Raw genomic sequence first — 15252 nt, forward strand, 5'->3', positions numbered from 1 at the left:
TCGCTCACAGGTTGTACTGCTTGCGTTTGCGATACAGCGTGGAGGCATCGATACCCAGCGTCTTGGCCGCCTGGTCGAGGGTGTCGGCCGTGGCCAGCACCGCGCCGATATGGGCTTTCTCCAATTCGTCGAGGCTTAGCGCGGCACCGATTCGCGGCGCGTTGTTGACCGGTTGCTCGGCCATGCCCAGGTGACTGATTTCGACTTTCTCTTGGGGGCAGATGATGCTGGCACGCTCGACCACGTTTCGCAGCTCCCGAATGTTGCCTGGCCAGCGGTAGCCTAGCAGCGCTTCGCGAGCCTCGTCGCTGAAACCCCGGGCCGGACGTGCATACTCCTTGACGAAGCGCGCCAGGAAACGGTCGGCCAGGGTCAGGATGTCTTCGGCGCGCTCGCGCAGGGGCGGCAGGTGCAGGGTGATGACGTTCAGGCGATACAGCAGGTCTTCGCGAAAACGTCCGTCGCGCACCATGTCCTCCAGGTTGAGGTTGGTCGCGGCAAGAATCCGCACGTCGGCGCGACGGGTCACCGGGTCGCCTACCCGCTCATATTCCTTGTCCTGGATGAAGCGCAATAACTTGGGCTGCAACGTCAAGGGAAAATCGCCGATCTCGTCAAGAAACAGCGTGCCGCCATCGGCCTGGTTGACCCTACCCAAGGTGCTCTCGCTGGCGCCGGTGAATGCCCCACGGCTATGGCCGAACAATTCGCTTTCCATCAACTCAGCGGTTAATGACGGGCAATTGATGGTCACGCAGGACTTCTTCGCACGCTTGCTCCAGCCGTGGATCGCCCGGGCCAGCTCGCCTTTACCGGTGCCGGACTCGCCGAGAATCAAAATGTTGGCATCGGTGCTGGCCACCTGGCGGGCAGTTTCCAGGACCACTTTCATCGCCGGGCTGTGAGAATCGAGGCCATCCTTGGGCTTGCGTACTTCCCCCTCGAGGGCTTCAAGCCTTGCCGACAATTGGCGCACTTCCAATTGCTTGGCGGTCGCCAGGCGCAGTTGATCCGGGCTGCAAGGCTTGACCAGATAATCCGCCGCCCCGGCCTGGATCGCATCGACAGCGGTGTCGACAGCCGAGTGAGCAGTGACGATCACTACCCGCATCCATGGCGCCTGAATACGCATCTGCGCCAGGACGTCCAGGCCATTGTCTTCACCCAGGCGCAAGTCGAGAAAGCACAGGTCGAATACCTGGCGTTGCAGCAAGGCATCGGCCTGGGCGGCGCTGTTGGCGGTGGCGACGGTATAGCCTTCGTCTTCAAGGCAATAACGGAACGTACGCAGGATGGCGGACTCATCGTCCACCAGCAGAATGCGGCCTTGATGCTCAGTGGCGGATTCCATCTTTCCTACGCTCCTTTAATGAATGATGTTGGTTAGTGTCAGAAAAATCGGGCAAGTTGCATGGTCATTTCTGAGGGGATATTACCCACCGCGAACGGCCCTGTGGACGCCGGGTGGCTAAAATATTGATTTAAGCTGCTTTTTTCATGAGCCGCGTGGGTCTTACGGTTCGGCTCGCTCATTCCGACAGCTGTTTCAGACGGGCAATTCAAAAAGAATCTATCGCCCTTCCCTTTTTCCTTCGTGCAATTCGCACGACTCCCATCGGGTCATCGTGCAGGATGCGCCCCCAACATCGTGCACAGCTTTCATAACTATTTGTTTTAATTGATATTTGTGTCGATAAAAAATCTGGCACGGCGACTGCAATGTTCTGAATCAAACGTGGCGTTAGAACGCCTCAACCAAATCACCACTCGGGTGGGGAGGAATTTCAGGATGAATCGTCAACGTGCCGCCCAATTTCGAATCTCTTCCCTGCATATCCAGCAGGGTTTGTGGGCTGTTCTGGCGCTGCTGATCACTCTGGTGGCAAGCCAGCAGCTTCTTCTCTGGCACGAAAGCCGCCAGCCCGAGGCGCCTCAGGTTTCCGTGTATCGCGCTCCTCAGACGCATTTCAGCGCCGTAAACAGCGTCGCGGAAGCCACCGCTTCAATGCGAATGATGGAGGTCGACCAGGCCCAACCCGTCACTGACATGCCCCGTCAGGAGCGTTGGGTTTTTTAACTCGATGAGACCGGTCGTCCAGTGCACCGGAACCATCACCGCCAGACCCTCACTAAATAGAAAAGCGTAAGGAGAATCACCATGTTGAGCTGGGCAATTACTTTCCTGATCATTGCCATCATCGCCGCCGTACTGGGCTTCGGTGGTATCGCAGGCACCGCCACGGGCATCGCCAAGATTCTCTTTGTCGTGTTCCTGGTGATGTTCATCGCTTCCTTCTTCTTTGGCCGTCGTGGTCGAGGCTGACCATGGGCGTTCCCTATAAAGGATTGGCCGCCGCCCTGCTCTTGGGCGGCTGTGCCACGGCAATGGCTGCCAATGATGGACAGATGCGGGTCAATCAACTGCTTGAGGCAGACCCGCAGTACCGCGAGACCTGGCAGCACGTCGTTCGCAAAGAGGAACGCTTGCCGGAATGGGTGATGAACCTGTCGGGCGATTCGCAACAGATGAACGCCGTCGAGGAAGATGGCGAGAAATATCTGGTGGGCCCTCTGTGCGAAACCCAGGCGACATGCCGCAGTAAACGCCTGATCGTGGCCTTTAGTTTTGACAAGGACGAGGCCTACGCAATGCTGGTGGAAGTGCCTGCCGGATTGCCGGCCGACAAGTCGCCCACGCGTCATGCCGACTACCGGTTCCTTGGCAAACCCGATGAAGGTATGCAGGAACTGTTAAGGGAACAACTCAAGAAAGATCCAAATTGGTACTGATTTTGAGAACGGGAAAAGCAGCCTTGCTTTTCCTTCTGCACAGCCCGAGGAGGGCTGCTGCATGACCAGGGGGCTGGGACGTTCTGACCGCTTAGGGTCGGAGTGACCTACGGGCACAAGGGGTGCCTGCGAAAGGGCCGGGTCAGGTAAAAGCTGCGACGCAAGTTCGCAAAGCCACGGTGGCTTGGCGAACTTGCGGAGAGCTTATCGCACCCAATGCTTGCGCCAGAGCGGCTGCCAGATCGACGCCTCGCACCGCTGCCCGATGCGGCATTTTGTCTCCATCGTTCGATTTATCCCCCCACGCCCGACCGTATATCGGAGAATGCCCGCGCTTTTGCGTCCATGGGGCATGTCTGGATTCGCCTGCATTTCATCGGATCCGCAGGTATGCCCGCGAAGGCCGGGCTACGCTGAAATGGCCGTTTCACGGCGCTTATGCCCGCCAGAACGCTCGATTAGATTCGATCGGGACGCTCGTTTCGTTTTGAAAATCTCATGCCGATTCGGCATAGGGTAGGCGTTTACGGCATTAGACGGCCTCCCCTTGCATCGCAATAGTTGCGCCTTTTTTCGCCTGCCAGTTAGCCGCTAGCGCGCTCGGGGTGACCTTATACGGGGGCAGCGGCGCGAACCTTTATTGCCATTGGCAACCGTGTTCGTGCCGCTGCCCGAGTCCAACTGAAGTAAGGGTAATGATATGAAGAAGGCAAGATTAAGCCTCGCCTGGCAGATCCTCATCGGTCTGGTGCTCGGGATTGCACTGGGCGCGCTGCTCAACCATTTCAGTGCCGAGAAGGCCTGGTGGATTAGCAACGTGCTGCAACCGGCCGGCGATATCTTCATCCGCTTGATCAAGATGATCGTGATTCCGATCGTGATTTCCTCCTTGATCGTCGGCATTGCCGGGGTCGGCGACGCCAAGAAACTGGGGCGTATCGGCCTCAAGACCATCCTTTATTTCGAAGTCGTCACCACCATCGCCATCGTCGTCGGCCTGCTACTGGCCAACTTCTTCCAGCCGGGCAGCGGCATCGACATGAGCACCCTGGGCACTGTCGATATTTCCAAGTACCAGGCCACCGCCGCCGAAGTCCAGCATGAGCATGCCTTCGTCGAGACCATTCTCAACCTGATCCCATCGAACATCTTCGCAGCGGTCGCCCGTGGCGAGATGCTGCCGATCATCTTCTTCTCCGTATTGTTCGGGCTGGGCCTGTCCAGCCTGCAATCGGACCTGCGCGAACCGCTGGTGAAGATGTTCCAGGGCGTGTCGGAAAGCATGTTCAAGGTGACACACATGATCATGCAGTACGCGCCAATCGGCGTGTTCGCGCTGATCGCGGTGACGGTCGCCAACTTCGGTTTCGCCTCCCTGCTGCCGCTGGCGAAACTGGTGATCCTGGTTTACGTCGCCATCGCTTTCTTCGCTTTCGTGGTACTGGGCCTGATTGCTCGTCTGTTCGGCTTCTCGGTGCTCAAGCTGATGCGCATCTTCAAGGATGAGCTGGTGCTGGCCTACTCCACCGCCAGCTCCGAGACCGTGCTGCCGCGCGTGATCGAGAAGATGGAAGCCTACGGCGCACCGAAAGCCATCTGCAGCTTCGTGGTGCCTACCGGTTATTCGTTCAACCTCGACGGCTCGACCCTGTACCAGAGCATCGCGGCGATTTTCATCGCCCAGTTGTACGGCATCGACCTGTCCATCAGTCAGCAATTGCTGTTGGTGCTGACGTTGATGGTGACCTCCAAAGGCATCGCCGGCGTACCGGGTGTGTCGTTCGTGGTGCTGCTGGCGACTCTTGGCAGCGTGGGCATTCCCTTGGAAGGCCTGGCGTTCATTGCCGGTGTCGACCGCATCATGGACATGGCTCGCACCGCGCTGAACGTCATCGGCAACGCCCTGGCGGTGCTGGTCATTTCCCGCTGGGAAGGCATGTACGACGATGCCAAGGGCCAGCGCTACTGGAACTCCCTGCCGCACTGGCGCAGCAAAGAGCCGCTGCCGGCCGGGGAAACTTCCGGTCACTGAGGCTGCCTTGAGGCCGCCATCGCGAGCAAGCTCGCTCCGACATTGACCACCCACGCAAACCCCGGAGAAATCCGGGGTTTGTCGTTTCTGCCAGCCCCGCTATCATTCGCGGCATCTTCCGGGGGATTTAACCGATGCTCAATGGCCTGTGGCTTGGCTTCTTTATCGTGGCAGCCGTGTCGGCGCTGGCGCAGTGGTTGATCGGCGGCAACGCCGGGATTTTCGCGGCCATGGTGGAAAGCATCTTCGCCATGGCCAAGCTGTCGGTGGAAGTGATGGTCCTGCTGTTCGGCACCTTGACCTTGTGGCTGGGTTTTTTGCGGATCGCCGAAAAAGCCGGGATCGTCGACTGGCTGGCCAAGGCCCTCGGACCGCTGTTCTTGCGCTTGATGCCAGAAGTGCCGGCCGGCCACCCGGCGATTGGCCTGATCACCCTCAACTTTGCCGCCAACGGCCTGGGCCTGGACAACGCCGCAACCCCTATCGGTCTCAAGGCCATGCGGGCCCTGCAGGACCTCAACCCCAGCCCGACCATCGCCAGTAATGCGCAGATCCTGTTCCTGGTGCTCAACGCCTCCTCGCTGACTCTGCTGCCGGTGACGATCTTCATGTACCGCGCCCAGCAAGGCGCGCCGGATCCGACCCTGGTGTTCCTGCCGATCCTGCTCGCCACCAGCGCCTCGACCTTGATGGGGCTGCTCTCGGTGGCCTTCGTTCAGCGCCTGCGGCTCTGGGATCCGGTGGTGCTGGCTTACCTGATTCCGGGGGCGTTGGTGCTGGGCGGCTTCATGGCGCTATTGGCGACGCTCTCGGCCACGGCGCTGGCGGGGTTATCTTCGATCCTGGGCAACCTGACGCTGTTTGGCTTGATCATCCTGTTCCTTGTGATAGGGGCTCTGCGCAAGGTCAAGGTGTACGAAGCCTTCGTCGAAGGGGCCAAGGAGGGGTTCGACGTCGCCAAGAATCTGCTGCCGTACTTGGTGGCGATGCTCTGCGCCGTGGGTGTGCTGCGCGCTTCGGGAGCGCTGGATTTCGGCCTGGACGGCATCCGTCACCTGGTGCAGTGGGCCGGCTTGGATACCCGCTTCGTCGATGCCTTGCCGACCGCCATGGTCAAGCCGTTCTCCGGCAGCGCCGCACGGGCCATGCTGATCGAGACCATGAAGACGTCCGGCGTGGACAGCTTCCCTGCCCTGGTGGCCGCGACCATCCAGGGCAGCACCGAGACCACCTTCTACGTGCTGGCGGTGTACTTCGGCTCCGTGGGTATCCAACGAGCGCGCCATGCCGTGGGCTGCGCGCTGCTGGCGGAGTTCGCCGGGGTCGTGGCGGCGATCGGGGTTTGCTATTGGTTCTTTGGCTGAGCCCTGGCGAACCCTAGTGGAGCGAGGGCGTTGCGAGACGCTGGCCCTGCTCCACCGTCCAATTAACGACCTCGGCCGTCAGTCGATCACTGGCCCGGCCAAAACCTTCCACCACCGCTGGCACTTTCACGTCGGTCAGCGGTTGGCGGACTTCAAAACGGCGACTGGCCAGGATGCGTTGGTCGAAACCGCGCACCAGCAGCGCATCCAGGCGAATCACCACGCTGGCTGCCGTACCTTGATATTCCGTCTGGAAAGCCTGCAACTGGCCGCCCAACTCCAAGTCGGCCTGCAAGTTACTGTCGGCGACACTCAACAACCCGACGCGTCGATCCTGGGCGAAGCCATCGAGCAAACGGTTACGCAGCAAAACCGGTGCCGGATCGCTCCAACGCGAGGCGGCATAGCTGCTGAGCAGGTTGCCTTGGGGAATGACGGCGATGTTCGGGCTGTTGAGTATCTCGCTGGCCTGGGGGCTGGCCAGGCGTAGCGACCAGCTCACCGGCGTGCCCGCAGAAGCAGGGGCTTGAGTGATGGGCAAGCGATACACATCCGACGGCGCTGTCTTGGGCAAAATCGAGCAACCGCCAGCCAGGGTCAGTCCTGCCAGCAAGAGAATAGGGCGGATGAACCGATGCAACGGCTTCATGGCGTGAATTCCTTGTTCTTGTCATTGCCCAGCAAGTAGCCGCTGGGGTTGGCATCCAGACGCCGGGAGATCCCCCGCAGTGCGCTCAGGGTCTCGCGCAGCTCACGCACGGCTGGCGCCAGGGCATTGAGGCCCTGCATGCCGTTATTCAGCGAGTCCCGATTGTCATCCAGCAGTTTGTCGAGGGTTGCCGTGCTGCGAGCCAGGGATTGCATGGCCTGGCCGGCGTTGCCGAATGCCTGCTTGCCTTGGTCATTGAGCAAGCCATTGGCGTTGCGCATCAGTGCGGTGGTCTGCTCCAGCGTGGCGCTCGCCTGCTTGCCGATGGTCGCCAGCTGTTGCATGGCCTGGCGAACGTCGCCGCGTTGCTCGGCGATGACTCCGGTGGTTTGTTCCAGATGGTCGAGGGTGCTGCTCAGGCGCTGGACATTGTCCGAGGAGAACACCTCGTTGGCGTTGTGCAGCAGCAGATTGATGCTGGTCATCAGGTCATCGCTGTTATTGAGCAGGCGGGCGATGGGCGAGGGCGCGGCAATGATTACCGGCGGTTCGCCGTCGTGTCCGGTCAATGGCTGGCTCTGGGGTGTGCCGCCGCTGAGCTGGATGATCGAGGTGCCGGTAATGCCCGTCAGTGCCAACTTGGCCTGGGTGTCTTGCTTGATGGGCGTTTCACCACTCAAGCGCACCCGCGCCAGCACCCGGCGTGGGTCGTTAGGGTCGAGCCGCAAGCTGACGACATCGCCGACCTTGATGCCGCTGTATTCCACCGAGCTGCCCTTGGACAAGCCACTGACGGCCTCGTTGAACACCACTTCGTAATCCTTGAACTCGCTGTCCACGCTGGACTTTGCCAGCCAGAGGCCGAACAGCAGGGCGCTGACCACCACAATTACGGTGAACAGGCCGATCAGCACATGATGGGCTCGGGTTTCCATGTCAAACCTCGTTCAGTTGTGTAGCGGCCGATAGCGCCGCGCGACCGCGAGGGCCGTGGAAATATTCGTGAATCCAGGCATCGTCGGTTTCCGATACCTTGTCGATGACATCGGCCACCAGCACCTTTTTCTGCGCCAGCACCGCCACCCGGTCAGTGATGGTGTAGAGGGTATCCAAGTCATGGGTGACCAGGAACACACTCAAGCCCAGGGCATCGCGCAACGTCAGGATCAATTGATCGAACGCCGCCGCACCGATGGGATCAAGGCCTGCGGTAGGTTCGTCGAGAAACAGAATGTCCGGGTCCAGAGCCAGCGCCCGGGCCAGTGCGGCTCGCTTGATCATGCCGCCGGACAGCGAGGCGGGGTACTTGTCTGCCGCCGAGAGCGGTAGCCCGGCCAATGCCAGTTTCACCGCTGCCAGATGTTCGGCATCGGCGCGGCTAAGCCCGGCGTGTTCGATCAGCGGCAGGGCGACATTTTCAGTCACGGTCAGGGACGAAAACAGCGCGCCTTTCTGAAACAGCACGCCAAAGCGGCGCTCGATCCGCGAGCGCTGTTCCTGAGACAGGCTCGGCAAGTCCTGGCCAAACACCTTGATCGATCCCTCACTGGGTTGGTTCAAGCCAACGATGCTGCGCAGCAACACCGACTTGCCACTGCCAGAGCCGCCGACTACCGCGAGGATCTCGCCCTTGTACACATCCAGGTCGAGGTTTTCATGCACGCTCTGTTGGCCGAAGCGATTACACAAGCCACGCACTTGAATCACCGCCTCGGCGGGCGGGCGAGGAGGTCGGCTCACCATTGCATCTCCATGAAGAACAGCGCGGCCACGGCATCGAGCACAATCACCACGAAAATCGACTGCACCACGCTGGACGTCGTGTGCGCCCCGACCGACTCGGCGCTGCCGCTGACCTTGAAACCTTCCAGGCAGCCGACGGCGGCGATCAGGAAGGCAAAGATCGGTGCCTTGACCATCCCCACCACGAAATGCTGTACGCCAATGTCCGACTGCAACAGCGTCAGGAACATCGCCGGGGAAATACCCAGTGACAGGGCGCAGACAACGCCGCCGCCGACAATGCCCGAAAGCATGGCCACGAAGGTCAGCATGGGCAGCGCCACCAGCAACGCCAACACCCGTGGCACGACCAGCAGCTCGACGGGATCGAGGCCAAGGGTGCGGATCGCGTCGATTTCTTCGTTGGCCTTCATCGAGCCGATTTGTGCGGTGAACGCGCTGGCGGTGCGGCCCGCCATGAGGATCGCCGTCAGCAGCACGCCGAATTCACGCAGGAACGAGAACGCCACCAGGTCGACGGTAAAAATACTGGCGCCGAAGTCGGCCAGCACCGTCGCCCCGAGGAACGCCACCACCGCGCCCACCAAAAACGTCAGCAAGGCGACGATGGGGGCCGCATCCAGACCGGTCTGTTCGATGTGGACGATCATGGGGGTCATGCGCCAGCGTCTGGGGCGAAACAGGTTGCGGGCGATGGTTTCCAGGATCAGGCCGACGAAGCCCAGCAATTGCAGGGTGTCCTGGCAAACCTTTTCCACAGCGCGGCCGATGCGTGTGAGCAATTGGGTCCAAACGCTCACCGTCGGTTCTTTGATGGGTACGCAGAAATCCGTCAGCGAACGATAAACCGTCTGTAGCAGTGCCCGCTCGGCGGCCGGCAAGCTGCAATCGGGATGTTCGGCGGTCTTGCCCAGCCGCTCGGAACCCAGCAGTTCCACCAGCAATGAGGCTCCGGCGGTGTCGAGGGCGCCGAGGCCGTTGAGGTCGATCCGGGTCTTTTCGTCGTACTGGCCGCGCAGCGATTCGCCCAAGCGCTTGAGCTGTGGGTAATGGGCCAGCGTCCAGTCGCCGCTGATCCACAGTTGCGCCGGCGAGCCGGAAGTGTCGAGTCGGGCACTGCCCATGTGGGGGCCAGGGGTCATACGTTTCTTGCTCGTTCGGCTTGAACAGCGCTACCTAATAGCACGACCACATTCATTTTGCTTCGGGCGCCGCGGCGCTGACGTTGAAACGCAGCACGCCGATCATCTGGCCGTTTTCCGTCAGCACCCGTACCTGCCATTTGCCCGTCGGGTCGTCCGGGAAGTTCTGCTTGTGGGTCCAGGCGCGGTAGCCTTCCTTGCGCCCGCCATGAATATCCAAGGCGATGCGGTCCACTTCTTTGCCGTTGAATTGCCAGACGTGATAAATCCGCTCGTCGAGGCCTCGCGGTGCGTTGATGGCGGTGTAGGCATACAGGCCGTTGCCACGGATCTGGGCTGCGCTGACTTCCTTGAGGCTGGCGCCCGGCGTGCGGTCTTCCAGTTGGGTGCTGATCGCCACTTCGGTCATCCACAGCGTGGCCGGTGGCACCCAGGAGCGCAGGACCCAGCCGGCGGCGCCGATCCCCACGGTGATGCACAGGATCGCCAGGGCGTTGCGCACCGTGCGGATCGGAAAGATCGACGCCAGGCTCGGAAACGACAGCAGCATGGCAATGCCCAGCGCCAGCTTGAAGCTCTGGTCAGTGGTCAAGTGCAGGATGACCGGCAACGCGGTGAGCAGGGCGGCGAACAGCGTCAGGGTGTGCAACGCCAGGAACGCCCAGCGCCGCGGTGCGAGCCATTTGTAATACAGCGGATCGGTGATCGAAATCAACGCGGCGATGGTGAGCAGGCCGGTGAAGATCAACTGGCTGCTGTTCCACGTCGTGGTAATGAAGAAAAACGGCAGGACGAAAAACAGGCTTTCCTGGTGAATCATCTGCGTGGCGTAGCGCAACAGCGGCTGGGGGATTTCACGCTTGAAGATCCGCGTGAACAGCCGGGTCATGCTGTTTTCCACCATCAGCCAGAGCCAGCTCACCAGCATCATGATGGCGATCCAGGTCGCCAGGCCCTGTTGGCGGTCCACCAGCATGAAACTGCCGAGCCCGGAAATGAAACCACCCAGCGCGATGACCCCCGGATAGCGCTTCATCAGTTCCAGAATGCGCTGGATAAAGAGTGTCAGGTTCTGCATGAGGTGGGTTCACAGTAAGTCGTAGGAAATATCCCCTACAGAGTATCGCCCGGACAACGATGTGACGAGCCTGCTTTTGTGGTTGTGGCGAACTCAGCTCTCGCTCGGGCGGGACCGGCGGCGCACTTGCCAGATCACCAGCCCGAGCAACAGCACCCCCAGCGCACCGCCCAGCGCCCAAACGAGCTCATCATCACTGAGCAGCGGCTTCTCGATACGCAGGTAACCCGGGTCCTTCAGCAACTCGCGCAGGGCCAGGTTGGCCTGTTCCAGGCTCACTCCCTGCAAGCGCACGGCGGGATTGGCGAAGCGGCCGTCTTCATAGTCGCCAAGGGCACTCCAGTAGTAATCGGCCAGGGCGCTGTTGCCCTGGACCGCCCAGGCCTGATGGGCAATGGCGGCCCGTTTGATACGCATGAAACTGTCAGTGTCCAGGCCGTCCTTGAGCAAGGTCTGGCGCAGCGCTTCGAGCGCCTGCTCGGCTTGCGGCAAATCTTCGCGCGCCAGGTCGGCGTTCAGGCTGAAAAAGCCGACGCCGCCGAACACCTCTCGCTCTACCCAAGGCCCATAGGACAGACCACGGGCCAGGCGCAACTGACGATAGAGCGCCCAGTCCAGATAATCCTTGAGCAAGTCGAAGGTTTCGTCGTGTTGCTGTTCCAGCACCGGCTCCGGAAATAACCAGTGGAGTTTCGCGCCATTGCCGACCAGGCCGCGAATAAGGTTGCGCTTGGTCACCGCGCTGTAGCGGATCTGCGGCAGCGGTTCGTGCACGCTGGGCTCCACTGCTTCGAGCTCGCCAAAGGTGCGTTCCAGATAGGCCGGCAACAACCGGTCGAGATCGCCGACCACGATCAGCGTCATGTTGTTCGGTGCATACCAGGCCTCGCGCACGTGCTCGATCTTGGCGAGTGTGAGACGTTCGACCTCGGCCCGTTCCGCGCAACGCAAGCCCAGTTCCACTGCCAGTTGATTGCTGGCCTTGTGGCTCAGGTCCTGACGATCGAGCCAGCGTTGCAGGTGGGTGTAATGGCCGCCGTCTTCGCGCTCGACCACCTGTTTGGCCGCCGCCAGGGCTTTTTCATCGATGCGGGTACGGGTCAACAGCGCCAGCAGCAGGTCCAGGACCTTGCGCTGGTTGTTCGCCGGTGCCTCGATCACAAACGTGGTATCGGCGTTGTTGGTGAAGGCGTTCCACTCACCGCCCAAGGCCTGCATGCGCTCCTCCAGGCCACCTTCGCCACTGTCATCGACGCCGCTGAACAGCAGATGTTCGAGCAGGTGCGGCAGCTCCTTGTCGGCGCAGCTGAAGTCGTCCAGGCCCACGCCGACCACCAGCCGGATCGCCACGTGCCCGCGTTCGCTGCCGGGCTTGAGCAACAATTGCATGCCGTTGGGCAACGTATAGCCTTCGACCTGGAACCGGTCCAGGGCCACTACCGGCAACGAGCCGAGCAAAAGAAAGGCGAATAGCAGACAACGCATAAGGGCTTCCTGGCGGCTGAGGTGCGGGTCCATGGCGCCGGGCAGAGGATCATCGCCGGCAAGCTCACTCTCACATCGAATCCAGGCAGGTTTATGACAGTGGGAGCGGCTGGCCCGCGAATGGCTTCAAGCCCTGGCCAATGTTACTGACTGACCAATGCGCCAGTCGTTCAAGGCGAATGGGTGATGTCAGAAATTTCATCTGCCGACAGTGCGCCGATCTCGGCTGTCTCCAGCACCACATAGGCGCTGCCGCAGAACAGCGAATTGAGGCGTCTCATGTCGGCAATCAGTTCCAGGTGCAGGGAACTGGTCTCCAGGCTTTGCAGGACCTTGCGATGCAAACGGCTGACGTGGGCATGGGCCATTCGCCGTTCCTGCGCACGAAAACGGCGCTTCTCGCGCAACAACTGACGGGCGCTTTCCCGGTCGGCACTCAGGAACACCGACATGCCCAGGCGCAGATTGGCGATCAGCTGGTTGTGCAGCCCCGCCAACTCTTCCAGGCCCACCTCGGAAAAGGAGCGGCGTTGCGAGGTCTTCTGCTGCTGGACCTTGCGCAACATACGCTCGATCAGGTCGCTGGCCAGTTTCAGGTTGATCGCCAGCTCAATGATCTCCGCCCAGCGACGACTGTCCTGCTCACTGAGGTCCTCCCGGGGCATTTGCGCCAGGTACAACTTGATGGCGCTGCACAATGCCTCGACGTCATCGCTGATGCGCCGCACTTCCTGGGTAACCGCCGTCTGCTGGCCGCGCAACACGTCCAGCATGGCTTCGAGCATGTTTTCGATCAGATCGCCAATGCGCAGGGTTTCCCGGGCGGCGTTCGCCAGCGCCAGGCTCGGGGTGGCGAGGGCCGTGGGGTCCAGGTGCCGGGGCTTGGCCGTGCCGTTGATTTCGGGACGTTCCGGCAGCAACCAGGCGCACAGCCTGGCCATGGGCGCGACGCTGGGCAGCAGCACCAGGCAACGCACGCTGTTATAGAGCAGGTGAAAACCAATGACCGTTTCCTGCGGGCTGAAATCCAGGCTGTCCAGCCAGCCCACCAGCGGGTCGAGTACCGGAATGATCAGCAACAGCCCGATCAGTTTGTACAACAGGCTGCCCAGCGCCACCTGCCGCCCTGCGGTGTTCTGCATGCTCGTGCTGAGGAATGCCAATATGCCGCTGCCGATGTTGGCGCCGATCACCAGGCCGATGGCCACCGGCAAGCTGATCACGGCGGCGCCGGCCAGCGTCGCAGTCAACAGCACGGCCGCCAGGCTCGAATAGGAAATCATCGCGAACAGCGCACCGACCAACGCATCGAGCAAGATGTCGCCGGTGAGCGAGGCGAAGATCACTTTCACGCCCTGGGCGTGGGTGATGGGCGCGGCAGCCTCGACGATCAGTTGCAGCGCCAGGATGATCAGGCCCAGGCCGATGCTGACCCGACCCATCTGCCCGACTCGCGTCTGTTTGCGCGACAGGAAAAAAATCACCCCGAGGAAAATCAACAGCGGCGACAGCCACGACAGGTCGAGGGTCAGGACCCGCGCCATCAGCGCCGTACCGACGTCGGCGCCAAGCATGGTCGCCAGGGCCGGCGTCAGTGCCATCAGCCCTTGGCCAACGAACGATGTGACGAGCATGGCCGTGGCGTTGCTGCTCTGGACCATGGCCGTGACCATGATGCCCGCCAGGAACGCCAGCCAGCGCCTGGACATGTTCTGGCCGATGACATGGCGCAGGTTCGAGCCATAGACCCGCAAGATGCCGGTACGGACGATATGCGTGCCCCAGATCAGCAGGGCCACGGCGGAAAGTAGATTCAGCAGGGTCAGCATGAGGAGCCCCCTGTTAGCGTCCCAAAGGGACAAATTGACGATGCCACTTCATTTTTAGGTGTGTACTTAAGCTGTAGTTGGCTAACGGTTCGAGCGCCAGCATTGCACAGCTAAAGAAGGGTTTGAAACAAAACTGTCATAAAAACTATGCTGCGGTCTTGAAACCTCCTGGGTCCATCAGACAAACGCGAAGCCTGTGGGAGCGGGCTTGCTCGCGAATGCGCTCTTTCAGGCGACACAGGGTTGACTGTTCTGGCCTCTTCGCGAGCAAGCCCGCTCCCACAGGGGCGCACCAGGCCAATGACACCGGCATGAAAAAGGGGCTCCAAGAGCCCCTTCGTCCATTGCCCCTACACTTACTGACCAGGGACATCCTTGCGCAGTTTCACCGGATCCTGCTGCTTGCGCTTGCGGGCAATCGCCGTGCGCATCTTGATGTTGATGGCTTCCACCGCCAACGAGAACGCCATGGCGAAGTAGACGTAGCCTTTTGGCACGTGCACGTCGAACGACTCGGCGATCAGCACGGTACCGACCACCAGCAGGAACGACAGCGCCAGCATCTTCAGCGACGGATGCTTGTCGATGAACTCGCTGATGGTGCCCGAGGCCAGCATCATCACCAGCACGGCGACGATGATCGCCGCGACCATCACCGGCACATGGGAGACCATGCCTACCGCGGTGATGACCGAATCCAGGGAGAACACGATGTCGATGATCGCGATCTGGATGATGGTGTAGAGAAAGTTGCCACCCTTGCCCGAGGGCTCGTCGCTGCTTTCGTCTTCACCTTCCAGCGCGTGGTACATCTCCTGGGAGCTTTTCCACAGCAGGAACAGGCCACCGAAGAACAGGATCAGATCACGACCGGAGATGCCCTGGCCGAACACTTCGAACAAATCGGCGGTCAGGCGCATCACCCAGGTGATGGACAGCAGGAGCAGGATCCGCGTGACCATGGCCAGCGCCAGGCCGAATATCCGGGTGCGCGCCTGCATGTGCTTGGGCATGCGGCTGACCAGGATCGAGATCATGATGATGTTGTCGATGCCCAGGACAATTTCCAGGGCGGTCAGGGTAAAGAAGGCAACCCAGATTTCCGGGTTGGTCAGCCATTCCATGTGAGTTCCTTTGAGC

The 15252-nt window shown here is 60.9% G+C and carries 14 protein-coding genes; 5 read left to right on the plus strand and 9 right to left on the minus strand.

What is annotated here, in order from left to right:
• Nucleotides 1-4 precede the first annotated feature (4 nt).
• Nucleotides 5-1351, minus strand: coding sequence for a sigma-54-dependent response regulator transcription factor AlgB (algB, locus tag PFLQ2_RS27060; RefSeq protein WP_003177149.1), 1347 nt, complete (start codon nt 1349-1351; stop codon nt 5-7).
• 438 nt (nt 1352-1789) lie between these two features.
• Here algB and PFLQ2_RS27055 point away from each other — a divergent pair, with 438 nt between their 5' ends.
• The 5 genes from PFLQ2_RS27055 (at nt 1790) to PFLQ2_RS27035 (ending at nt 6186) form a co-directional block, all read left to right on the plus strand.
• Nucleotides 1790-2077: a hypothetical protein gene (locus tag PFLQ2_RS27055; RefSeq protein ID WP_003177150.1), complete on the plus strand. Its 288-nt coding sequence runs from the start codon at nt 1790-1792 to the stop codon at nt 2075-2077.
• Between the two features lie 81 nt (nt 2078-2158).
• Nucleotides 2159-2323: a DUF1328 domain-containing protein gene (locus PFLQ2_RS28405; RefSeq protein WP_003177151.1), complete on the plus strand. Its 165-nt coding sequence runs from the start codon at nt 2159-2161 to the stop codon at nt 2321-2323.
• Nucleotides 2324-2325: 2 nt separating this feature from the next.
• Nucleotides 2326-2790 (plus strand): inhibitor of vertebrate lysozyme family protein, encoded by a 465-nt coding sequence (locus tag PFLQ2_RS27045; protein WP_003177152.1) that lies wholly within the window; start codon nt 2326-2328, stop codon nt 2788-2790.
• A 700-nt stretch (nt 2791-3490) separates the two neighbouring features.
• Nucleotides 3491-4822 carry a glutamate/aspartate:proton symporter GltP gene (gene gltP / locus PFLQ2_RS27040; RefSeq protein WP_003177153.1) on the plus strand — a complete coding sequence of 444 codons (1332 nt, stop codon included), beginning with the start codon at nt 3491-3493 and terminating at the stop codon, nt 4820-4822.
• Between the two features lie 134 nt (nt 4823-4956).
• On the plus strand, nt 4957-6186 hold the full coding sequence (locus PFLQ2_RS27035; RefSeq protein ID WP_003177154.1) for a nucleoside recognition domain-containing protein: 1230 nt from the start codon (nt 4957-4959) through the stop codon (nt 6184-6186).
• Between the two features lie 13 nt (nt 6187-6199).
• Here the strand turns inward: PFLQ2_RS27035 and PFLQ2_RS27030 are convergent, their stop codons facing one another.
• The 8 genes from PFLQ2_RS27030 to PFLQ2_RS26995 all read right to left on the minus strand — a co-directional run bounded on the left by PFLQ2_RS27030 (nt 6200) and on the right by PFLQ2_RS26995 (nt 15236).
• A complete protein-coding gene (locus tag PFLQ2_RS27030; RefSeq protein ID WP_003177155.1) occupies nt 6200-6835 on the minus strand; it encodes an ABC-type transport auxiliary lipoprotein family protein in 636 nt (211 codons plus the stop codon).
• A complete protein-coding gene (locus tag PFLQ2_RS27025) occupies nt 6832-7770 on the minus strand; it encodes an MlaD family protein (protein ID WP_003177156.1) in 939 nt (312 codons plus the stop codon). The genes PFLQ2_RS27030 and PFLQ2_RS27025 overlap by 4 nt, the downstream gene beginning before the upstream one ends.
• Before the next feature lies 1 nt (nt 7771).
• Nucleotides 7772-8578 carry an ABC transporter ATP-binding protein gene (locus PFLQ2_RS27020; protein WP_003177157.1) on the minus strand — a complete coding sequence of 269 codons (807 nt, stop codon included), beginning with the start codon at nt 8576-8578 and terminating at the stop codon, nt 7772-7774.
• Entirely contained in the window at nt 8572-9720 is a 1149-nt protein-coding gene (locus PFLQ2_RS27015) for an ABC transporter permease (RefSeq protein ID WP_003177158.1), read from the minus strand. Before PFLQ2_RS27015 ends, PFLQ2_RS27020 begins: the two co-directional genes overlap by 7 nt.
• A 52-nt stretch (nt 9721-9772) precedes the next feature.
• Nucleotides 9773-10798, minus strand: coding sequence for a DUF5924 family protein (locus PFLQ2_RS27010; protein ID WP_003177159.1), 1026 nt, complete (start codon nt 10796-10798; stop codon nt 9773-9775).
• 93 nt (nt 10799-10891) lie between these two features.
• On the minus strand, nt 10892-12283 hold the full coding sequence (locus PFLQ2_RS27005; RefSeq protein WP_003177160.1) for a M16 family metallopeptidase: 1392 nt from the start codon (nt 12281-12283) through the stop codon (nt 10892-10894).
• Nucleotides 12284-12453: 170 nt separating this feature from the next.
• A complete protein-coding gene (locus PFLQ2_RS27000) occupies nt 12454-14112 on the minus strand; it encodes a Na/Pi cotransporter family protein (RefSeq protein WP_003177161.1) in 1659 nt (552 codons plus the stop codon).
• 356 nt (nt 14113-14468) lie between these two features.
• The gene (locus PFLQ2_RS26995; RefSeq protein WP_003177162.1) at nt 14469-15236 is read right to left on the minus strand and encodes a TerC family protein; all 768 of its coding nucleotides are present in this window, start codon (nt 15234-15236) and stop codon (nt 14469-14471) included.
• Nucleotides 15237-15252: the final 16 nt, after the last annotated feature.

It is taken from the genome of Pseudomonas fluorescens Q2-87 (assembly GCF_000281895.1).
GTDB classification, from domain to species: Bacteria; Pseudomonadota; Gammaproteobacteria; order Pseudomonadales; family Pseudomonadaceae; genus Aquipseudomonas; species Aquipseudomonas fluorescens_S.